Consider the following 22,047-nt stretch of genomic DNA (forward strand, 5'->3'; position numbering starts at 1 on the left):
TCATAAAATCTAAATGTTTTCTCTTGACTAAATCTGACCATTGAGATAAAATAAGAATATGTTAGCACTCGTTTAATAAGAGTGCTAAAAAATAAAAAATGGAGGAAAATATAATGTTGAAACCTTTAGAGAATCGCGTAGTTTTACGTGTAAAAGAAGAAGAGGAAAAATCAATGGGTGGAATTGTGTTAACAAGCGCTTCCCAAGAAAAACCTCAAACAGCTGAAGTTGTTGCCGTCGGTGAAGGGAAAACAAATCATCATGGAACACTGATTTCTCCACTCGTAAAAGTAGGGGACACAGTAATTTTTGAAAAATTTGCTGGAACGACCGTAAAAATGGATGGTGAAGAATTCTTGATTCTCAAAGATTCAGACCTTCTTGCAATTGTAGAGTAAAATTATAAAAGCAATCATTTTTTTGGTTGTCTTTTGTCTATCTTAAAATCTATAAAATTAAAAATATATTCTTAAAAAGGAGCTAAAATGTCAAAAGATATTAAATTTTCAAGTGATGCTAGAACAGCGATGATGAGTGGGATTGATATTCTTGCTGATACAGTAAAAACAACCCTTGGACCAAAAGGTCGCAATGTTGTTCTTGAAAAATCATATGGATCACCTTTAATTACAAACGATGGTGTAACGATTGCCAAAGAGATTGAACTTGAAGATCATTTTGAAAATATGGGAGCTAAACTTGTTTCAGAAGTTGCTTCAAAAACAAATGATATCGCAGGTGACGGTACAACAACAGCGACAGTTTTGACACAAGCTATCGTTCGTGAAGGTTTAAAAAATGTTACCGCAGGTGCAAATCCAGTTGGTATTCGCCGAGGAATTGAACTTGCTGCTGAAACAGCTGTTGCGTCAATTAAAGAGATGGCAATTCCTGTCCACGATAAATCAGCAATTGCGCAAGTAGCTACCGTTTCATCACGTAGTGAAAAAGTGGGTGAGTATATTTCTGATGCAATGGAACGTGTAGGTTCTGACGGAGTTATCACCATTGAAGAATCAAAAGGGATGCAAACTGAACTCGATGTTGTTGAAGGAATGCAATTTGACCGTGGATATTTGAGTCAATATATGGTTTCTAATACAGAAAAAATGGTTGCTGAATTAGATAATCCTTATATTCTTATTACCGACAAAAAAATCTCAAACATTCAAGAAATTTTACCGCTCCTTGAACAAATCTTGAAAACAAATCGTCCACTTCTTATTGTAGCTGATGATGTTGATGGAGAAGCATTGCCAACGCTTGTTCTTAATAAGATTAAAGGTGTCTTCAATGTTGTAGCTGTAAAAGCACCAGGATTTGGTGATCGTCGTAAAGCTCAATTGGAAGATTTGGCTATCTTGACAGGTGGTACAGTAATTACTGAAGAACTTGGTCTTGATCTTAAAGATGCTACTCTTGAAGCTTTAGGACAAGCAGCTAAAGCAACTGTGGATAAAGACCACACAACAATTGTTGAAGGTGCTGGTTCTGCTGATGCTATTTCTGATCGTGTAGCTATTATTAAAGCGCAAATTGAAAAAACAACTTCTGATTTTGACCGTGAAAAATTACAAGAACGTCTTGCAAAATTAGCTGGTGGTGTTGCAGTTGTTAAAGTTGGTGCTGCAACTGAAACAGAGCTCAAAGCAATGAAACTCTTGATTGAAGATGCACTTAATGCAACACGTGCAGCCGTTGAGGAAGGTATTGTTTCTGGTGGTGGTACAGCACTTGTTAATGCTATTGCTGCTTTGGATAAACTTTCAGAAGAAGGAGATATTCAAACAGGTATTAACATTGTTCGCCGTGCTCTTGAAGAACCAGTTCGTCAAATTGCTGCCAATGCAGGATATGAAGGTTCAGTTATCATTGATAAGCTTCGTTCAGAAGAAGTAGGTACAGGTTTCAATGCTGCAACTGGTCAATGGGTTAATATGATTGAAGAAGGAATTGTTGACCCTGCAAAAGTAACTCGTTCAGCTTTGCAAAACGCGGCTTCTGTTGCTGGTTTAATTTTGACTACTGAAGCAGTAGTTGCTAATAAGCCAGAACCAGCTGCTCCAGCTATGCCTCCAATGGACCCTAGCATGGGAATGGGTGGTATGATGTAATAAAAAAGAACCCTTAGGGTTCTTTTTTTATTTGCTGATGAGTAACTAAATATCGTAAAGTTGACTAGCATGTTCGTGACTAGTATCAAGGATCTTCAAGTCCTTTTTGGTATCGACATCATGTTGCTGTAAGTAACCATCCATAGTAAGATGAGCAAGTTCTTTGATATTATTATTTAAACTCAAGTGCCCTAGAAAAATTCGTTTTGTCTTATTACCATGAATACTAAAAGCAGCCTCAGCGCCGTCCTCATTAGATAAGTGGCCTTGGTCACTTAGGATACGTTGCTTTGTCCGCCAAGGATAGGCTCCCATGCGGAGTATCTCAATGTCATGGTTTGATTCCATAAGATAAGCATCTGCATTTTCAATGGTTCCACGCATTCTATCGGATACATAACCTGTATCAGTTAGCATAACAAAACTTTTGTTATCTTTCATGAAACGATAAAACTGTGGTGCGATAGCATCGTGACTCACGCCGAAAGATTCAATATCAATATCACCAAAAGTCATTGTTTTTCCCATTTCAAACAGATGTTTTTGTTCAACAGGGATTTTTCCTAAAGCATTTTTACTATCTAGTTCAGACCAAGTATCTTCATTTGCGTAAAGGTCAATACCATATTTTCTTGCCAAAACACCAATCCCTTTGATATGGTCACTATGTTCATGGGTAATTAATAAAGCATCAATATCATGAATGTCACGGTCAATTTCTGATAGTAAACTTTCTATTTTTTTTCCAGATAGTCCGGCATCAACAAGAATTTTTTTCTTTGGAGTTTCTAAGTAAAAAGAATTTCCTGTTGAACCAGAGGCTAAAATGGAATATTTAAAGCCATTTTGTTCAGTCATACAGTCTATTGTAGCAGAAAAATAGTGGGATTGCCATGAGCTTTTATATTTTATTTGAAAATAAATTTATCAGGAAACTCATTAGCTTAAGAGAGTTTTTTGTGGTAAAAGTCTAGGTTTATTCAAAAAATGAGTCCACAAATATGTATGGACTCTTTTTAGGGGAAATTATTCATTATCCTCAAATTCAAACTCATCAGTGCCATCATCCCAGTCATCTGCGGCTTCTAAAGAATATGGAAGAGTGAAACTAAAGGTCGTTCCTTTTCCTTCTCCTTCGGAGCTTGCAAAAATTGTTCCGCCATGTATTTTAACAATATCATGGACAATGGAAAGGCCTAAACCTGTCCCCCCAACTTTTGAATTTCTTGAAGCATTATCAACTCGGTAGAAACGGTCAAAAATCTTAAGTAAATCAGATTTTGGAATTCCCATTCCTTGGTCACTGATGGAGATTAGAACGTCACTTTCACGTTTTTCAACGGAAATTGTAATAGTTCCACCTTTAGGTGAATACTTAATTGCATTTCCGATGATATTGTCAATGACTTGAGCAATTTTATCGGTATCAATTTCGACCCAGATGGGCTGTTCAGAGTATTTTCTGACTAGAGTGAAATTAGAAGAGATTAAATCGTTTGATTCGGTTTCTAAAATTTGGTCTAAACGGTTAATTTGATAGTCTAAGAAGGCAATTAAATTAATCATTTCTTTATTAAGAACGATTCGGTCTTGATCCATTCTTGATAAAGTCAAAAGGTCGGAAATCATTCGAATCATCCGATTAGTTTCAGTAAGTGAAACATTAATAAAGGATGAAGCTGTTTCTTTATCCTCAATGGCTCCGTCTTCTAGTGCTTCCAAGTAGGCTTTTACTGAGGTGAGCGGAGTTCGGAGTTCATGAGAAACATTGGAAACAAAGAGACGGCGCTCTCGTTCGGCCTTGTCTTGTTCAGTCATATCATGTAAGACGGCAATAATTCCTGAGATGAAACCAGATTCACGACGAAAGAGGGCAAATTTAATGTGGAGCGAAATGGATTCATTCCCAGCATCATGTGTCTCAATAGTTATTTCAGGTTCTTTTTCTAATAAATCATAAAAATTATATTGGTCAGCAATTTTTAAAACTTCAACAATATTTTTTTGCATCAAGAGATCATTATCTGTATTCAAATAATGCAAAGCTGATTTATTGGCCATAATAATATTTCCACGACGATCGGTGGCAATGACGCCATCAACCATATATGCGAGAATACTATCTAATTGATTACGCTGATTTTCAAGATTGTTCTGCGTGCGAACAATATCTTCACCAAGTTTTAAAATTTCATCATATAATTCATTGATTTCACTCGTCCCTTTTGGGATTTTATCCCGATTTAAATAGCCATTTTTTATGTCATTCATCTGTTTAGAAACATTCACAATCATGCGATGTTGCTGATTGAGAAAGACTAAAACAAAGACGAGTGAAAATAAGTAATAACCAATAAAAGTACTTAAATGAGCAAAATTGTAATCAAAACTGCTCATAAAAAGGATGACGAAAAGAAGTAGGTGTGCAACTACTCCTTTAAAAATCATTGAATTAAAAAATTTAATCATGTGGGTTGCTCATGTAGTAGCCAACCCCGCGGCGTGTTGAAACATATTGTGGACGGCTTGGAGTATCTTCAACTTTTTCACGTAAACGACGAACAGTAACGTCAACTGTACGAACATCTCCAAAGTAGTCATAACCCCAAACGGTTTCCAAAAGGTTTTCACGAGTGATCACTTCGCCAAGGTGTTGAGCAAGGTAGTAAAGCAATTCAAACTCACGGTGTGTAAGGTCGAGTTGTTTATCATTTTTATAAGCCGCATAGTGTGCTGGATTGATACGGAGGTTTCCGATAATCAATTCTTTCTTGACATTGTCAGTAGATTCAGCAGGCGCGACATTGATACGACGCAAGTTTGCTTTAATACGAGCTAATAGTTCACGGTTTGAGAATGGTTTTGTGACATAATCATCAGCACCAAGTTCAAGACCAATTACTTTGTCAAATTCACTATCTTTAGCTGACACCATAATAATTGGAGTGTCAGAAGTTTTACGGATTTCACGTGCAACATCAAGACCATCAAGTTTAGGTAACATCAAATCAAGCAGAATAAGGTCAGGTTGTACTTCTTTAAATGCTTCAAGAGCTTCTTCACCATCAAAAGCTGTAAAGACTTCAAAACCTTCTTTGGTTAAATTAAATTTTACGATATCTGATATTGGTTTTTCATCATCAACAACAAGAATTTTTTTCATAGTTGTCCTTTCAAGTGGAAAATTTTTTATTGAATGTTACTCGTATTTATTTGAATTAACAAATCAAGTAAGCTGTTTCAGTTATATTATACAATTTTTAGTAAAATTACGCAAAAAGAGACCCTATTATTTTTAGAAAAAAGATAAAATATTTGTTTTTTTGGTATAATAGAGGCTATGAATGGAATTCTAATTTCCCTTGAGGGACCCGATGGAGCAGGAAAAACAACGGTTTTAAAAGAAATTTTACCTGAAATCCAAAAAATGAAGCGCGAAATTGTCCCAACTCGTGAACCAGGCGGTGTTCGAGTGGCGGAAGAAATTCGCCAAATTATTCTTGATCCAAAGAATACAGAGATTGATTCTAAAACCGAGTTAATGCTTTTTGCGGCGGCGCGTCGTTTACATATGCAAGAAAAAATGTTGCCAGCTTTACAAGCGGGTAAAGTTGTCATTGTTGACCGATTTATTGATTCATCTGTCGCCTATCAGGGGTATGGCCGTGATTTGGGTGTCGAAGTTGTTGATTGGCTTAACTATTTTGCAACAGATGGGTTGAAGCCTGATTTGACGCTTTATTTTGATGTTGATACGGATGTTGCCCTTGAGCGAATTATGAAAAATCGAGCTGATGAGGTAAATCGTTTAGATTTGGAAAGAGCTGAGATGCATCGTAAAGTTCGTGAAGGTTATTTGGAGATTGTTGTAAAAGAACCTGAGCGTTTTGTAAAAATAGATGCAAGTCAACCTTTAGAAAAAGTGGTAGCTGATACACTTTCCGTCCTCAAAAAAAGATTTGTCAGTGAATTTTAAAGACAATTTAATCTGTCAGCAAAATTAAGAATGCTAAAAAATACTTACATTTTTCAAAAAATGAGGATGTTAAATAGTTTTTTTAATTTTGTTATTTAGACTAGATTTGGTAAATATTTAGAAAGGTTTCTTGTGGAAATAAAAGATATTCAGCCTCAACTTTATAAGCAGTTCTCAACGATTTTGCAACATGGAAAATTAAGTCATGCTTATTTATTTTCAGGGGGTTTTGGTTCTTTTGAATTAGCAATCTGGCTGAGCCAAGCCTTATTTTGTGAGAATCCTGAAAATGCTTTGCCTTGTGGTCATTGTCGTTCCTGTCGTCTTGTTGCCCAACAAGAATTTACCGACTTACATATCGTTGAACCTGATGGACAAACGATTAAAACAGCACAAATTCGAGAACTGACACAAGTTTTCAATGAATCTGGTTATGAGGGAAATCAACAAGTGCTTTTAATTAAGGAAGCTGAAAAAATGCATCCTAATGCAGCAAATGCTTTATTGAAATCAATTGAAGAACCAGAAACAGAAATTGTTGTTTTTTTACTGACAGACAATGAAAATATGATTTTACAAACAATAAAATCACGGACACAAATTATTAATTTTCCAAAAAATGTTCAATACTTACAAGATTTTTTGGAAAAGAATGGTATTTTAAAAACACAAGCAGAACTTCTTGCGGAAATCTGTAATTCGACTGACAAAGCATTAGAATTAGCTCAGCAGAGCTGGTTTAACGAAGGGCTTCAAAGACTTCAACAATTTGTAAAACTTCTAAAAACATCTGCTGACGAGGCGTTCTTGTATTTGAAAGAATTAGTCGAAATTTTTGATGACAAAGAAAAACAAAATCAAGCGTTTGAACTTTTATTACAACTTTTTAATCAAGAAAGAATGAGTCAGGAACTTTTAAAAACATTTCAGGCAATAAAAATGTGGAAAAGCAATGTCCGATTTGAGTCAAGTTTAACTTTTCTTGTTTTATGAAACTTGTCAAACTTATCCTTTGATTGAAAAATCTTATATCAGGAGAATATTATGATTTATGAAATAAAATTTGCACATGGCGAATCAAATGTATTTGCAATAAGTGATATAGAACTTGCTCCACAAACAGAAGTTATCCTTCGTTCAGATAAGGGAAACTTTTACGGAAAAATTGTACGTGAAATTTCTGAAGAAGCGAATCTTGAAATTCACCACACGATTGTGCGTGAAGTAAATGAGGATGATCTCCAAGTTATTGCAAAACTTGAAGAACGTTCTAAACAAGCCAAAGATAAAGTTCGCCAACTTGTCATCGAACAAGGTTTGGAAATGAAAATTATTGATGTTGCTTATAATTTTGACCAAATGCAACTTTTTATTTCGTTTACGGCAGAGAATCGTGTTGATTTTCGATTGCTTTTGCGTGAGTTGGCAACAACTTTTAGAATTAGGATTGAACTTCGCCAAATTGGGCCAAGAGATGCGGCGAAAATTCATGGGGGACTTGGACCTTGTGGGCGTCCTTTGTGCTGTTCTGAGTTTGTTTATGAATTTCCAAATGTTTCAATCAAAATGGCCAAAAATCAAAATCTATCTTTGAAACAAAATAAATTGAACGGTCTTTGCGGTCGTTTGATGTGCTGTTTAACTTATGAAGATAGTTTTTATAAAGAAGCCCAACAACTTTTCCCAGATTTTGGTGAGTTTGTAACTACCTCAGAAGGAAAAGGAAAAGTTGTTGGCTTAAATGTTTTAAAAAATAGAGTAAAAATCCGCTTTGGAGAATATAGCAAGGATTTTGAACTTGCAGAAATTGAGGTGAATCATGGCTGATAAATATGATGTTTTCGACCAACTGGGCGAACTTGAAAATACATTAAATACCACATTAACGCAAATTTCAGGAATTCGCCAAGTGCTTGAATCATCAATGACTGAAAATGCAACCTTACGCATGGAATTAGAAAAATTGCGTGACCGTTTGGCAGAATTTGAGAAAAAAGAAGTTAAAAAAGAAACGCCTAAAGACCAGCCAAATCCTAACTTGATTCAAATTTTTAATGAAGGTTTCCATGTTTGCCATCTGCATTATGCAGAACGATTGGCTGAAGGGGAATCTTGTTTAGATTGTTTGGAGCTTTTGTATCGCTGATGGAAAATAAATTTAATATTCAACGGTCATTTAAAGGCCTAAAAACTGCTGGAAGTCTTTATTTGGTTCCAACACCAATTGGCAATATGCAAGATATGACTCTACGTTCTCTTGAAACTTTGAAAACTGTAGATTTGATTTGTTCAGAAGATACGCGAAATACTTTGCGCCTTTTAAACCATTTTGAAATTAAAGTTCCGCAAGAATCTTTTCATGAACATAATTCCCAAGAAAAAATTCCTAAATTAATTGATTTTTTGAAAAAAGGACAATCTATTGCACAGGTTTCTGATGCTGGAATGCCTTCAATTTCTGACCCAGGCCATGATTTAGTTTTAGCTGCAATTGATGAAGGAATTGATGTTATCGCTCTTCCTGGTGCCTCAGCAGGAATTACTGCCTTGATTGCCTCAGGATTAGTTCCTCAACCTCATATTTTTTATGGCTTCCTTCCTAGAAAAAAAGGGGAGCAGCAAAAGTTCTTGAAAAGTAAGCTTTCTTATCCAGAAACACAAATTTTCTATGAGAGTCCTTTTAGAGTTGGGGATACTTTGGCTAACATGCAGGAAATTTATGGGGATAGAGAAGTTGTTTTAGTTCGCGAATTAACGAAGATTTATGAAGAATATCGTCGTGGTAAGATTTCAGAGGTTTTAGAATCTTTAACGGACCAACCAATAAAAGGGGAATGCCTAATTATTGTTTCAGGAGCGGATGAAGTGGCTCAAGAAGTTCAAGAGCCAGAATTGACAGCGCTCGAAGCAGTTAAAGTTTTAGTTGAACAAAGTGTAAAACCCAATGTTGCCATTAAACAAATTGCTAAAGAACGAGGTCTAAATCGTCAAGAATTATATGCAGAATTTCATGATTTATAAGCAAAAAGTTACTGACAGGCAGTCTGTCAGTAACTTTTTTATATTTTTGATTGATTAAAATTTCTGTCAGTAAAATTTAACAGTGCCCGTCAACATTTTCGTTAATCCATTTTTGATTTTCCTCATCAAAAATTCTTAAAGAACGTTGTGAACGTACAAAATCAATGATTTCTTTACGATTTAGCTTTGTTTTACTGACAGCCGAGCCAACAGTAACAATTTCCATTTTTTCGATGAGTGATTGAAGAATTTCGTATTGATTTTCCATAAGTTATCCTTAGTGCAAATTGATAGATTCATTATAACAAAAAAAGATGGTCATCAACCATCTTAAAATGAGTAAATCCAAGTATTTTTAGCGCCATTTTTTAGAAGACGTTGACTGATACGAATAGCATCTTTTTCATTTTCAGCAAGGGCAACCATGACGCCACCTAGCCCTGAACCAGTTAATTTAGCACCAAGTGCACCATTTTTACGAGCGGTTTCGACTAAATTATCTAGACGTGGATGAGAAACTCCCAAATCAGATAATCTTTCGTGAGCTTTATTCATGACATGACCAAATTCTTTGAGTTTGTCTGTCATCAAAAAATCTTTTGAATCGGTCGCTAATTGACCTAAATGATTAATTGAATCTTGTGTTTTTTCTTTTTCTTCAACAAGTTTTTCGCGAACAATATTGATGGCTTGACTCGTAAAGCCGTGAACACCAGTATCGCCAATCACGATAAAACCATGAAGATTGAGTTCAAAGGGTTCAATTGTGCTGTCTTTAATAAACCACAAAGGGTGTTCAGAATTTACAGTTGCCACATCAATTCCAGAAGATTTTCCGTGAGTAATATTTTCTGAAAAGTTGGCATAAAAGAGTAAATCTTTTTGCGGAAGTTCAGCATCAAAGAAATCATAAAAAGCTCTGATAATGGCAGTTGCCAATGAAGCAGAAGCTCCCAAGCCACGTCCTTGAGGAATATTTGAATCAATTTCTAAAGAGAATGGCATTTTTGATGAATGAAATTTAGAGAGTAAGCGCATAATGAGTTGACGAATTCCTTCAAATTCATCTCCCATTAAATCAAGTCTTCTACGAAATTCGTTATTTTCAATGTATTGGCCATATTTTGATGAGGTAATTGTCACTGTAGTTTTAAGAATTGTTACAGGTAAGGCAATTGCTGGCTGACCATATACAACGGAATGTTCTCCAATTAAGATTAGTTTGGAATGGGCAATTCCCGTCCCCATTTTATTGATAGTCATTATTAACAATTCTCCTGCTAGATTAGTTTCTCATTTTGAAAATGTGAACTGCAAATTAGCATATTTTGGTTAAATTAAAGTCTTATCGAAGGAAAAATTCGATAAACTTTTTCCAATATCATAATTATGAATACAAAAACGTACCTGACAATTTTATAAAATTTCCTCTTGAAAATCAAGTTTTTGTTTCTCTTTTGGCTGTAAATTCATCATTTAGTCTGAAAAATGTATTTTTTAGTGTAAAAATAACTTATTGAAATGATAGGAGAGAAGAAAGAATCAAATTTTTGATATAATAGTTTCATGAAAAATATTGTTACTGCAAGGGCGCATACAAATATCGCCTTGATTAAATATTGGGGAAAAGCGGATATCGCTCTAAATATTCCAACAACCTCTTCTTTGTCAATGACTCTGGAGCCATTTTATACAACAACCTCTGTTGAATTTACTGACAATGAGTCTGATTCCTTGATTTTGAATTCTGAAGTGGCAGATAGCAGCCGTGTCAGTCAATTTTTGGAAATGATGCGTGGACAATATGGAAATTTCCCTAAAGTAATGATTCAATCAGAAAATCATGTGCCAACAGCTGCTGGTTTGGCTTCAAGTGCTTCAAGTTTTGCTGCTCTGACAGCTGCTATGTTTGGACTTTTAGATTTAGAAAAAGATGATTCAGAAATGTCACGAATAGCTAGACGCGGTTCAGGGTCGGCTTCTCGGTCAATTTTTGGAAATTTTTCAGTTTGGAATAAAGGAGAAGATCATCAATCTTCCTTTGCGGAATCTTTTTACAACGAAGATATTGGTCTTTCAATGATTGTTGCTGAAATCTCTGCTGAAAAGAAAAAAATGTCGTCAACTAAGGGCATGCAATTGGCACAAACTGCACCAACTTACAGTGCTTGGGTTGAAAAATCAGCCATTCAACTGGAAGAAATGAAGCAGGCCATTTTAAATGCTGATATTGAAAAAGTTGGTCTAATTGCTCAGGATAATGCATTAGGTATGCATGAACAAAATCGTCTCTCTAACCAACCTTTTGATTATTTCACGCATGAAACAAGACGCGTGATTGACTTTGTGAATCAGGCTTACCAATCAGGATTGCTTGCTTTTGTGACTATCGATGCCGGTCCAAACGTCAAAATTATTACTGACCACGCGACTGAAAAAATTCTCTTAGCTAAATTACAAGCGGAATTTCCAGAATTAACATTTGATATCGCACGTGCTGGGGGCGCTTATGAATATCTCTGAGAAGAAAATGACAATCAAAGTGCCAGGAAAACTTTTTTTTGCGGGGGAATATTCAGTCACAAAAGAAGGAAATCTCGCCCTTATCACAACAATTGAAACAAATTTTGAAGTAAGAATTTCAGCTACTACAGGGAAATCAATTTTCAAAACAAATGTTGGACTGTCTGATTTTGAATTTTCTTTGTCTAAAATTGAATTTACTAAAGAAAATCCGTGGAATTTTGCACTGACAGCTTTAAAAAATACTTTGTCAGCTGCTGACAGCTTTGAAAAAAAATCTGTCAGTAAAATTTTATCATCATCTCCAGAAATTTCTCTTGAGATTGTCAGTGATTTAGGTTTTGGTGAAAATAAAAAAGGCTACGGCTCAAGTGCTTCAGTCGTTTGTGGTCTAGTTAATGCAGTCAATCAGTTTTTTGATTTGCAGTTGTCACTTGAAAAACGTTTTGAAATTGCCGCAAAAACGCATTTTGAAGTTCAAGGCTCAGGTTCAATGGGCGATATTGCTGCTATTATGTATGGTGGTTCTGTTTTTTATCAAAATCATAAGCGAGTCATACCTCTCGAAATTCCTTGGGCAACTTATGTGGTTCAAACAGGAAAAGCGGCAAAAACGAGTGAAAAAATAAAAATAAAGCTTTCTGATGAATTTTATCAAGCTTCAAATGAGCTGGTCATTGAATTGGCAACGGCGATTGACATTCAAGATTTTGCTTTATTCAAAGAAAAGTTATCAGAAAATCAACTTTTGCTTTTGGAGAATATTCCAGAAGGTTATATGACTAAAGAATTAGCTATTGCTTTAAACTTACTCAATAGCTATCCTGAATTTGCTGCTAAAATCTCTGGGGCCGGTTTTGGGGAGAATATTATTTTATTTGCTCAAAATACCCAAGCTATTGCTGAAGTCCAAAATAAATTATCGGAATATGGAATCAATCTTGAAAAATTTAAGGTTGCTCAAAAAAATAACTGAGATAAGTCTGCTAAAAAGCAGAGTTAGATCTTAATGAATCGAGAAATAACTGATGAAAACTGAAAAAGAAATCCATCAACATCGCAAAGATGAACACTTATCGTTAGCTTATAAATATTGGCGTGAAGAAAAAAATCAGACCTCGGGCCTGACTTTTTCTGATAGTCGAATCATTCCTAATAGTTTGCCAGAATTATCTACTGAAAAAATCAACTTTTCATCAGAAGTATTTGGACAGAATTTTGAATTTCCTTTTTATATTGAAGCTATGACTGGTGGAACAGAGCGAGCAGATAAAATCAACCGTCAATTAGCAGAAATTGCGAAAAATCAACATTTAGCTATGGCGGTCGGCTCTCAATCGATTGCTTTGAAGTTTCCAGAACTAGCTGCTGGTTTCAGTGAAGTTCGTAAAATACACTCTTCTGGTTTTCTTTTTGCCAATATCGGCGCAGGTCATTCTCTAGAAAATGCCAAGCGAGCGGTGGATATGATTGAGGCAAATGCTTTAGAAATTCATGTCAATACAGCGCAAGAATTGCCAATGGATGAAGGAGACCGTGAATTTTATTGGTTAGAAAATATTAATGAAATTGCAAGTCAATTAGAAGTTCCAGTCATTGTCAAAGAGGTCGGTTTTGGAATTTCACAAAAAACCTTCAAAGCACTCGCAAAAACAGCTGTCTCAGGAATAAATATTGGGGGAGCTGGCGGAACTAATTTTGCTTGGATTGAACGTAAACGGAGTAAAAATGGTTTTAACTTGGATGAATTTGGTTTGTCAACGCTTGAGAGCCTTTTAGAAGCTAAAATGGCTGATAATAGAAAAAGTTTGATTGCAACAGGTGGAATTACTTCGGCTCAAGAGATTTTTAAATCTTTAATTTTAGGGGCTGATTTGTCAAGTTCTGCTGGTTTTATCTTGAAAAATCTTATGCAAACAGGGCCTGAAAAAGTAGAAGAAGTTATTGAACAATGGAAACAAGATTTGAATAAATTATTTGTTTTAACTGGTTCAAAAAATATTGAAGAATGTCGAAAGGTTGAGCTCCTTTACTCGACTAATATGCTTAATTTTATCCAACAAAGAAAATAATAAATTACAAATCAAATCATTTGGCAATGGTTTCAAAAACGACTATAATGAGAATAGAATTAAAAAAATAAACTAACTGAATTCATTCTCAATCTAGTCAAAATACCAAAGTATTAAGACTTCAAAATGGGTTCACATCTTAAAAGGAGAAATTACTATGGCATTTACATTACCTGAACTTCCATACGCGCCAAATGCGCTTGAACCTTTCTTTGACGAAGCAACAATGCGTTTGCATCATGGAAAACATCATCAAACTTATGTGAATAATCTTAATGCAGCAATTGAAAAACATAATGAACTTGATGACCTTAGCCTTGAAGAATTATTGACAGATTTGTCAGCAATTCCAGAAGACATTCGTACAGCTGTTCGTAACAATGGTGGTGGTCATTTGAACCATAGTCAATTCTGGCTTTGGCTTCGTCCAAACACTGACGGTTCTGAAAACCATGCTGACGGCGAAATTGGGGATGCAATTGCGAAAGAATTTGGTAGTTTTGAAACTTTCAAAACAGAATTTAAAGCTGCAGCCACAGGTCGTTTTGGTTCAGGATGGGCTTGGTTAGTTGTTGATGAAGCTGGAAAATTGAAAGTTGTATCAACTGCAAATCAAGATAATCCAATTTCTGAAGGGTTGACACCAGTTTTAGGACTTGATGTTTGGGAACATGCTTACTATCTTAAATATCACAATGTACGTCCTGATTACATTGAAGCATTCTTTAATCTTGTAAACTGGGATAAAGTTAACGAACTTTATGCTAAAGCAAAATAAAATGATGAATGAGGCTCTCCTTTAAGGAGAGCTTTTTTTTATTTTAGAGAAACCTTTTTTAATGTTAGACTATTCTTTTGGAAATTTATCTTATTTTTACAAAAAGATGTTTTAAGGAGATTTTTTTAAACTTAAATGTTTATATTTTTGATTAAATAGTGCTAAAATATTAATGTAATCGGTTACATTTTGTTTTAAAAAAATATGGAAGGTCAAATGCATTAATAATTGCATAGGAATAGAGGATTATGAAAGATATTGGAAACTCTTCAAACTTTACCGAAGAAGAAGAGCTATTTTTGTTGCGGAATAAACAAGGAAAAATTGTCGGAATTAAAGATTTAAAGCAGGCAAATTTTCAAGAAACAATGAAAGACTGGAAAAAACATTTACCAAAACCCAGTCTTCTATCAATTATCATTTGGGTGGCGGTCGCTTTACTAGGTGGTCTTGCTTGGTCGTTGATTGCTCTGGCTCAAGGAGAGACGATTAATGCGATTTGGTTTGTTATTGCAGCAGTTTGTTCTTATTTGATTGGCTATCGTTTTTATGCTTTATATATTCAACGTAAGATTATGCGTCCAAATGATTTACGGGCAACTCCTTCGGAAAGCCATAATGACGGAAAAGAATTCGACCCAACCAATCGAGTTGTTTTATTCGGTCACCATTTTGCTTCAATTGCTGGAGCTGGGCCTTTGGTTGGACCAGTTTTAGCGGCACAAATGGGTTACTTACCAGGGACAATTTGGATTATTTTCGGAGTTATTTTTGCCGGAGGGGTACAAGATATGCTTGTTCTCTGGTATTCTCATCGTCGTCGAGCAAAATCTATTGGGGCAATGGCTCATGATGAAGTTGGTAGATTTGCTGGTGGCTTGACTTCATTTATTGTATTTATCATGACAATGATTGTTCTTGCTGTTTTAGCTTTGATTTGTGTGACGGCGATGGCAAATTCTGCTTGGGCAGTCTTTTCGATTGGGATGACCATCCCAATTGCCTTGTTAATGGGAATTTATTTGAAATATATTCGCCCAGGGCATGTGAATGAAATTTCAGCGATTGGTTTTATTCTCCTTTTAGTTGCTATTTTTGGTGGCCGTTGGGTTTCGGAATCTTCATTTGCGCATATTTTCATGCTTTCGCCAACTGCTTTAGTTTGGTGGGTCATGGGCTATACTTTTATTGCAGCCATTATCCCCGCTTGGATTTTACTTACGCCTCGTGATTACTTATCCATGTTTATGAAAATTGGTACAATTGCTGTTTTAGCAATAGCTGTAGTTGGTGTGCGTCCAGATGTTACGATTCCAGCTCTGACTAATTTTGCACATAATACAGATGGTCCTGCTTTTGCTGGTTCCCTCTTTCCCTTCTTATTTGTTACGATTGCCTGTGGAGCCTTGTCTGGTTTCCATGTAATGATGTCTTCTGGAACAACGCCTCATTTGATTGCTAAAGAGTCACAAACGCGAATGATTGGTTATGGTGGGATGCTCTTTGAATCATTTGTTGCTATTATGGCTTTAGTCGCTGCGATTTCTCTTAATCCTGGAATTTATTATTCTATGAATACCCCTCAAGCTAGTATTCAAAAACTCGCAGCTTCAAGTTATCAAGCAGATAAAAGTGCCGAATATAATGCTGCCAAAGCAATTCCAAATGTAGCCATGATGCCTGATGGTTCAAAACTCAGTATTGACTGGGAAGGAACGACTGGTGAAAAAGCACTTGAGCAAGTGGCAAAAGATGTAGGTGAACAATCAATCGTTTCACGGACTGGTGGTGCACCAACTTTAGCCGTTTCAATGTCAAATATTCTACATAAGGTTCCACTTATTGGTGGGACAAATATGATGGGATTCTGGTATCATTTTGCGATTATGTTTGAGGCGCTCTTTATCCTGTCCGCTGTTTCAGCGGCAACAAAATCGACTCGTTATTTACTTAATGATGCCCTGCGTGGCTTCAAAAAATTAGGTCGCTTAGGTGATGATGATTGGTTACCTAGTAAAATTATAACGACAGCAGTGATTGTTGGAGTTTGGGGTGCTTTGCTTTTGATGGGCGTTTCTGATCCGAATGGTGGAATAAAAATCATGTATCCGCTCTTTGGGATTTCTAATCAATTAATTGCGGCGGTAGCTCTAGCTATTGTTTGTGTCATGGTTATCCGTAAAGGTTATCTTAAATGGGTTTGGATTCCAGCACTTCCTTTAGTTTGGGATGTTTGTGTAACTTTTGCGGCCAGTTGGCAAAAAATCTTTTCAAGTGATGTCAATATTGGTTACTTTGCTTCTTATTCAGCAGCAAAAGCCCAAGTGGCTTCTGGTAAATTATCTGGTCTAGCATTAACGAATGCGCAAGCAACCATGCGTAATACAATGATTCAAGGAAGTCTGTCAGTCATTTTCTTACTTTGTGTGGCTATATTATTAGTCATCTGTGCCTTTAAAGTTACTAAAATTTTAAGAACAAATGAAGTTGGTGATAAATTTAGCTCAGAAGAAGTTTTTGAAGAATCAAATCTTTTTGAAACTTCAAGTTTCTGGCCTAGTAAGCTTGAACATAAGGTTTTAAAAAGTAAAGTTAATGAATAATGGAAAATAAAAGTTACTGACAGGATTTCTGTCAGTAACTTTTTATTTATAATATAATCACTGACTTCAACGTTGAACAGCTGTCAGCAATTTTTTCTAATTTTAGCGCCATCAGTAAATTTTAAAAATAAAAATGCTGACAGATTTTAAAAATGAGTTTAAATAGTGGCAAGAACTGGTTTCTTAAATGTTTTTTTTCTGATATAATAGAAAAAAGTCCCTTCCATGGATAAATCAGCAAAAACAGAGATTCGTCATTTTTTAAATGAAACGAATAATCCTCAACAAATGAAAGAAAAAAATGAAATTTACAGACTTTAATTTTAAAGATTATATTAACCAAACGTTAGAGAATATCAAATTTGAAAAACCAACTGAAGTACAAGAAAAATTGATTCCAATTGTTCTCTCAGGCCGTGACTTGGTAGGGGAATCAAAAACTGGTTCAGGAAAAACACACACTTTTTTACTCCCAATTTTCCAAAAAATTGATACTGATCTTGATGAAGTGCAAGCAGTCATTACGGCTCCTTCACGTGAATTAGCTACTCAAATTTACAAAGCAGCTCAAGAATTTACAAAAGTTAATGACAAGCTTCGTGTTTCAAACTTTGTCGGTGGGACTGATAAGGCCCGTCAAATCAAAAAATTGGAATCATCACAACCACATGTCGTAATTGGAACACCAGGTCGAATCCATGATTTAATCAATTCTAATGCTTTAATTGTGCATACTGCTAATACTTTTGTTGTTGATGAAGCGGATATGACGCTTGACATGGGATTTTTGGCAGATGTTGACCAAATTGCTTCAAGTTTTGGTAAACGCGTGCAAATGCTAGTTTTCTCAGCAACTATTCCTCAAAAACTTCAACCATTTTTGAAAAAATATTTGCATAATCCTGTCATGCAAAAAATCGCCAATAAGACAGTAATTTCAGATACAATCGAAAATTGGCTTGTTTCTACCAAAGGAAGTTCTCATAACCAACTTTTGCTCCAATTGACAAAAGCAACGAATCCATACATGGCAATGATTTTTGCCAATACCAAAGGTCGTGTTGATGACATTCATCATTTCTTGACAAGTAACGGACTTAAAGTTGCAAAAATTCATGGTGATGTACCGCCACGTGAACGTAAACGTATCATGAATTCAATTAAAAATTTGGATTATCAATATGTTGTGGCAACCGATATTGCCGCGCGTGGAATTGATATTGAAGGTGTGTCACACATTATCAATGATGAAATTCCAAAAGATTTAACTTTCTTTGTTCACCGAGTGGGTCGTTCTGGCCGTAATGGATTACAAGGAACAGCCATTACACTCTATAGTCCTTCTGATGATTCAAGTATTCGTGAGATTGAAAAAATGGGTGTTACATTCCAGCCAAAAGCTATTAAAGATGGTGAAATTGTTGATTCTTATGACCGTGACCGTCGTGAAAAACGGACGAAAAAACAAGATGAAATTTCAACAAAAACCATTGGTGCCCTTAAAAAAGGTAAAAAACACGTTAAACCAGGTTACAAACGTGCAATTAAATGGCAAATTGAAGAAGATAACAAGAAAAAACGCCGTGCTGAGCGTAATAAAAATGCCCGTAAAACACGTGATTCTCGTAAACAAAGTTTCTAATTAATGAAAAAGACTTTTAAGATTATAGGCGCTTTTGTTGGTCTGATTCTTTTGATTTCAGTAATTTGTCTTGCTTTGATTCTCAGCAAATCTACTGACAGAACTGCTGAAAACTCCACAGACATTAAAACAATTTTAGTCCTTGGCTCACGAATAAATCAAAATAAAAAACCAGCCAAGATTACTCAAGAGCGGCTAGATGCAGCGCTCTTGCTTGCTAAGAATAATCCGCAAGCCAAAATTATTGTGTCTGGAGCAAAAGGAGCTGACGAGCCTGTTAGTGAAGCTTTTAGTATGAAAAATTATCTGATAACTCATCATATTAGGGCTGACAGAATTATTAGTGAAGATAAGGCGGGTGATACCGCGGAAAATATCGCTTATTCCAAAAAATATTTTGACGGAAAAACTGTGATTGTCACTAGCGATTTTCATCTTTACCGAGCCTTGTATCTAGCAAAACAAGAAGGTGTAAAAGTAGAAGGCTTTGCTGCAAAGACAAAAGTCAATAATCCTCTTTATTATCCTAATTATTATGGTCATGAAATTCTTGGCTTAATCTATGCTTTCGTTTTTGGAAAAGGCTAAGAAAATTTCAATTATTATAAGGATAAAAGCTGTCAGTAATTTTTACTGACAGCTTTGCTAAAATTTGGCAAATCCTTTCAAACAATGATTCTGTCAGTAAATTTTTAGAAGAATTTGTGGCGGAGCTAAATATTTCCAAATACGGAGAGTAAAAAATGATGTTTCTACCCGAACAAATCAGTAAACTTAACGAGCTTGAAACGCTAGTTTTTGATTTTATCATTAAATCACCTGAAGAAGTCCAACAAATGACAATTCGTGATTTAGCAAGTCAAGCCCATGTTTCAACTTCGACAATTGTCCGACTATGTACAAAACTTGGTTTTGAAGGTTGGTCTGATTTAAAATTTTACCTCAAAAATCAACTCAAAGAAAAAACACCAGAAGAGCAACATTATGATAATATGCTCGAATTCAACATGTTTTTACGTCGAATGAATACAGATAATTATCAGGCAAAACTCAATAATGCTGCACAAATGATTGCTAAAGCTGATTATACCGTGTTTTTAGGTTTAGGAACATCTGGTTCATTAAGTGAGTATGCTACTAAATATTTTGTAAATACTGGATTACGAAGCTTCGTTATTTCTGACCCGTTTCAAGCTGTTCAAGTTCAGGGAATGGGAAATGTTGTGGCAGTAATCATGTCTGTGTCAGGTGAAACAGAACAAGTTGTTAATAAAGAATTGGAGTTTAAAGCGGGCGGAGCAAAAATTATTTCGATTACAAATAATGAAGATTGCACCGTTGCTAAACTTGCTGATTACCAACTCTCGTACAATCTTGTTAACGAATGGTCCAAACAGTATCCTTTAGGAAATCTGACCACGCAACTCCCAGTACTAGCTATTTTAGAAATTTTAGCTCATAAATCGATTGATTATCATCTTAAAAAATAATAAATTTGTTCCAAAAAGAGAAACAAATATTTCAAAAAGCTACTATTTGATAGTAGCTTTTTTATTTTATGACATAAAAGTCTCCTAAAGCTTGCTATAAAGCGAAAAATAAACTAATTAGTAAAATTTTTAAAGCACTTTCAAAAAATAGATAACGCTTGCATTATGAAAATGAAAACGTTATAATTATTTTTATAAAGAACGTTAAATTATAAAACGTTAAGAATAAGGAGAAATAATTATGGCAGATAAAGTTATTGCACTTGCATGTGCAGCCGGTATGTCAACATCACTTTTGGTATCAAAAATGCAAAAAGCAGCAGCAGATAACGGGAAAGATTACGAAATTTTCGCAAAATCAACAGCGGACATTGATAACATGCTTGCCGGAACAGGCTCACCAAAACCTGACGTTCTTCTTTTAGGCCCACAAGTTGCCTTCATGAAAGGTGAAGTTGCTAAAAAAGCTGAAATCGCTGGTGTTCCAATGGACGTTATCAAAATGCAAGATTATGGAATGATGCGCGGAGATAAAGTTCTTGCAGCAGCTGAAAACTTGATGAATTAAGGTTTGAAAATTTCAAACTTGTGAAAGAGCGAAAGCTCTTTTACTATGTAAAAATCTAAGCAAAGAGAAATGGGAAGATAAGAAATGACTGATAAATACGAGAATCCAACAAGTGATGACTACATGGGTGTTGTAATGGGCATTATCATGAGTGGAGGAAATGCCAAAGGTTTAGCCTTCCAAGCCATTCAACAAGCCAAAGCTGGTGAATTTGCCGAAGCTGAAAGTTCATTAAACGAAGCGAGCGAACAACTTCGTGAAGCACATGACGTTCAGACTGACCTTTTGACACGTTTAGCTCAAGGCGAAAAAATTGGTTGGAATCTTTACATGGTTCATGCTCAAGACCACTTAATGAATGCGATTACCTTTAAAGACCTTGCTGTAGAAGTTGTCGGTCAAGAACAACGCCTGCAAGCACTTGAAAACAAATAATATAGCTCCTAGCTTATTAGAAAAGCAAGATTAAAAGTTGCGGAGACGCAACTTTTTTCTAACCAAAAAGTTTAAAGAAGAAAGGAGAGAATGATGAGTTTTTTTGGAAATGTTGACTTTCAAAAATTAACCTACACGGAAAGAACTTGTTATAGTTATTTACGAGATAATGTTGATAAAATTCCTTATATGCGAGTCCGTGACATTGCTCTGGAAGCACATGTTGGAACTTCTAGCGTCATGCGTCTCATTCATAAAATGGGTTATGATTCATATACAGATTTTAAAGAGTACATTATTGATAAAAAAGAATTGGAAAAAGGAAGCTCAAATACGGCAATTCCCTTTTCACTAGATATTTTCTCTAACGATATTGAACAACGTTTGGATAATCTGGCACATCGAGTCATTGAAAGTGACAATATCATTTTTACAGGAGTAGGTTCCAGCGGTTTAATTTGTGATTATGCAGCCAGAAGATTAGCGGGAGTTGGAATTAATACCTTTTCATTTAGTGATGTGACTTATCCAATTGCTTCAAAATTACAAAATACAACCAACACTTTGGTAATTGCTTTATCCATCTCTGGGGAAACGAATGAAATCATTGAAGTACTGACCAGTCTGCGCTCTAATAAAGATGTCTATATTTCATGTATCACACCAAAATTGAATTCAAGTATTGCTGAACTGAGCGATTTTGTCCTTACTTATCGAATTAATGAACACCGAATCAATACGCATTATGATTTGACGAGTCAATTACCAACAGTTTATTTGACTGAGCGTTTAACAGATTTGGTTTATCAATTATCAAATTAAAAA

General features: G+C 35.3%; 23 protein-coding genes. 18 read left to right on the plus strand and 5 right to left on the minus strand.

From position 1 onward, the window contains the following. Nucleotides 1-113 precede the first annotated feature (113 nt). Complete coding sequence (gene groES, locus MKX45_RS03460) at nucleotides 114-398, plus strand: co-chaperone GroES (protein WP_003131589.1); 285 nt, start codon at nucleotides 114-116, stop codon at nucleotides 396-398. 87 nt (nucleotides 399-485) lie between these two features. Beyond that, nucleotides 486-2,114, plus strand: coding sequence for a chaperonin GroEL (gene groL / locus MKX45_RS03465; RefSeq protein WP_340816809.1), 1,629 nt, complete (start codon nucleotides 486-488; stop codon nucleotides 2,112-2,114). Between the two features lie 45 nt (nucleotides 2,115-2,159). Here the strand turns inward: groL and MKX45_RS03470 are convergent, their stop codons facing one another. From MKX45_RS03470 to yycF, 3 genes are all read right to left on the minus strand, one after another. Then, entirely contained in the window at nucleotides 2,160-2,972 is an 813-nt protein-coding gene (locus MKX45_RS03470; protein ID WP_003131583.1) for an MBL fold metallo-hydrolase, read from the minus strand. A gap of 168 nt (nucleotides 2,973-3,140) precedes the next feature. After that, nucleotides 3,141-4,583, minus strand: coding sequence for a sensor histidine kinase (locus tag MKX45_RS03475; RefSeq protein WP_012897229.1), 1,443 nt, complete (start codon nucleotides 4,581-4,583; stop codon nucleotides 3,141-3,143). Next, on the minus strand, nucleotides 4,576-5,277 hold the full coding sequence (gene yycF, locus MKX45_RS03480; protein ID WP_003131580.1) for a response regulator YycF: 702 nt from the start codon (nucleotides 5,275-5,277) through the stop codon (nucleotides 4,576-4,578). Before yycF ends, MKX45_RS03475 begins: the two co-directional genes overlap by 8 nt. Before the next feature lie 177 nt (nucleotides 5,278-5,454). Here yycF and tmk point away from each other — a divergent pair, with 177 nt between their 5' ends. The 5 genes from tmk (at nucleotide 5,455) to rsmI (ending at nucleotide 9,111) form a co-directional block, all read left to right on the plus strand. Continuing rightward, nucleotides 5,455-6,090, plus strand: a complete 636-nt coding sequence (tmk, locus tag MKX45_RS03485; protein WP_012897230.1) for a dTMP kinase — start codon at nucleotides 5,455-5,457, stop codon at nucleotides 6,088-6,090. Between the two features lie 132 nt (nucleotides 6,091-6,222). Beyond that, on the plus strand, nucleotides 6,223-7,083 hold the full coding sequence (locus MKX45_RS03490) for a DNA polymerase III subunit delta' (protein ID WP_003131573.1): 861 nt from the start codon (nucleotides 6,223-6,225) through the stop codon (nucleotides 7,081-7,083). A 51-nt stretch (nucleotides 7,084-7,134) separates the two neighbouring features. Beyond that, entirely contained in the window at nucleotides 7,135-7,917 is a 783-nt protein-coding gene (gene ricT, locus MKX45_RS03495) for a PSP1 domain-containing protein (RefSeq protein ID WP_010905316.1), read from the plus strand. Then, the gene (gene yabA / locus MKX45_RS03500) at nucleotides 7,910-8,236 is read left to right on the plus strand and encodes a DNA replication initiation control protein YabA (RefSeq protein ID WP_003131570.1); all 327 of its coding nucleotides are present in this window, start codon (nucleotides 7,910-7,912) and stop codon (nucleotides 8,234-8,236) included. The genes ricT and yabA overlap by 8 nt, the downstream gene beginning before the upstream one ends. After that, complete coding sequence (gene rsmI / locus MKX45_RS03505; protein ID WP_003131568.1) at nucleotides 8,236-9,111, plus strand: 16S rRNA (cytidine(1402)-2'-O)-methyltransferase; 876 nt, start codon at nucleotides 8,236-8,238, stop codon at nucleotides 9,109-9,111. Before yabA ends, rsmI begins: the two co-directional genes overlap by 1 nt. Nucleotides 9,112-9,187: 76 nt before the next feature. Here rsmI and MKX45_RS03510 read toward each other — a convergent pair whose 3' ends face one another. Continuing rightward, complete coding sequence (locus MKX45_RS03510; RefSeq protein WP_012897234.1) at nucleotides 9,188-9,379, minus strand: hypothetical protein; 192 nt, start codon at nucleotides 9,377-9,379, stop codon at nucleotides 9,188-9,190. Between the two features lie 62 nt (nucleotides 9,380-9,441). Continuing rightward, nucleotides 9,442-10,374, minus strand: coding sequence for a mevalonate kinase (mvk, locus tag MKX45_RS03515; protein WP_003131564.1), 933 nt, complete (start codon nucleotides 10,372-10,374; stop codon nucleotides 9,442-9,444). Between the two features lie 303 nt (nucleotides 10,375-10,677). Here mvk and mvaD point away from each other — a divergent pair, with 303 nt between their 5' ends. The 11 genes from mvaD to MKX45_RS03570 all read left to right on the plus strand — a co-directional run bounded on the left by mvaD (nucleotide 10,678) and on the right by MKX45_RS03570 (nucleotide 22,044). Continuing rightward, on the plus strand, nucleotides 10,678-11,634 hold the full coding sequence (gene mvaD / locus MKX45_RS03520; RefSeq protein WP_023188990.1) for a diphosphomevalonate decarboxylase: 957 nt from the start codon (nucleotides 10,678-10,680) through the stop codon (nucleotides 11,632-11,634). Next, nucleotides 11,621-12,610, plus strand: a complete 990-nt coding sequence (locus tag MKX45_RS03525) for a mevalonate kinase family protein (protein ID WP_021721904.1) — start codon at nucleotides 11,621-11,623, stop codon at nucleotides 12,608-12,610. Before mvaD ends, MKX45_RS03525 begins: the two co-directional genes overlap by 14 nt. A 52-nt stretch (nucleotides 12,611-12,662) precedes the next feature. After that, nucleotides 12,663-13,706, plus strand: a complete 1,044-nt coding sequence (fni, locus tag MKX45_RS03530) for a type 2 isopentenyl-diphosphate Delta-isomerase (protein ID WP_033900479.1) — start codon at nucleotides 12,663-12,665, stop codon at nucleotides 13,704-13,706. Between the two features lie 157 nt (nucleotides 13,707-13,863). After that, nucleotides 13,864-14,484 carry a superoxide dismutase gene (locus tag MKX45_RS03535; protein WP_003131560.1) on the plus strand — a complete coding sequence of 207 codons (621 nt, stop codon included), beginning with the start codon at nucleotides 13,864-13,866 and terminating at the stop codon, nucleotides 14,482-14,484. 248 nt (nucleotides 14,485-14,732) lie between these two features. Continuing rightward, nucleotides 14,733-17,087 (plus strand): carbon starvation CstA family protein, encoded by a 2,355-nt coding sequence (locus MKX45_RS03540; protein ID WP_058208490.1) that lies wholly within the window; start codon nucleotides 14,733-14,735, stop codon nucleotides 17,085-17,087. 301 nt (nucleotides 17,088-17,388) lie between these two features. Next, nucleotides 17,389-18,729, plus strand: a complete 1,341-nt coding sequence (locus MKX45_RS03545) for a DEAD/DEAH box helicase (RefSeq protein ID WP_017864136.1) — start codon at nucleotides 17,389-17,391, stop codon at nucleotides 18,727-18,729. Nucleotides 18,730-18,732: 3 nt separating this feature from the next. Next, nucleotides 18,733-19,317 carry a YdcF family protein gene (locus MKX45_RS03550; protein ID WP_278215946.1) on the plus strand — a complete coding sequence of 195 codons (585 nt, stop codon included), beginning with the start codon at nucleotides 18,733-18,735 and terminating at the stop codon, nucleotides 19,315-19,317. Between the two features lie 155 nt (nucleotides 19,318-19,472). Next, nucleotides 19,473-20,219, plus strand: coding sequence for a MurR/RpiR family transcriptional regulator (locus MKX45_RS03555; RefSeq protein WP_010905323.1), 747 nt, complete (start codon nucleotides 19,473-19,475; stop codon nucleotides 20,217-20,219). Between the two features lie 241 nt (nucleotides 20,220-20,460). Then, a complete protein-coding gene (locus MKX45_RS03560) occupies nucleotides 20,461-20,787 on the plus strand; it encodes a PTS sugar transporter subunit IIB (RefSeq protein WP_003131553.1) in 327 nt (108 codons plus the stop codon). Nucleotides 20,788-20,871: 84 nt separating this feature from the next. Beyond that, nucleotides 20,872-21,222 (plus strand): PTS lactose/cellobiose transporter subunit IIA, encoded by a 351-nt coding sequence (locus MKX45_RS03565; RefSeq protein WP_003131552.1) that lies wholly within the window; start codon nucleotides 20,872-20,874, stop codon nucleotides 21,220-21,222. Between the two features lie 90 nt (nucleotides 21,223-21,312). Beyond that, the gene (locus MKX45_RS03570) at nucleotides 21,313-22,044 is read left to right on the plus strand and encodes a MurR/RpiR family transcriptional regulator (RefSeq protein WP_012897241.1); all 732 of its coding nucleotides are present in this window, start codon (nucleotides 21,313-21,315) and stop codon (nucleotides 22,042-22,044) included. Nucleotides 22,045-22,047 lie beyond the last annotated feature (3 nt).

It is taken from the genome of Lactococcus sp. FSL W8-0209 (genome assembly GCF_038006585.1).
GTDB lineage: Bacteria > Bacillota > Bacilli > Lactobacillales > Streptococcaceae > Lactococcus > Lactococcus lactis.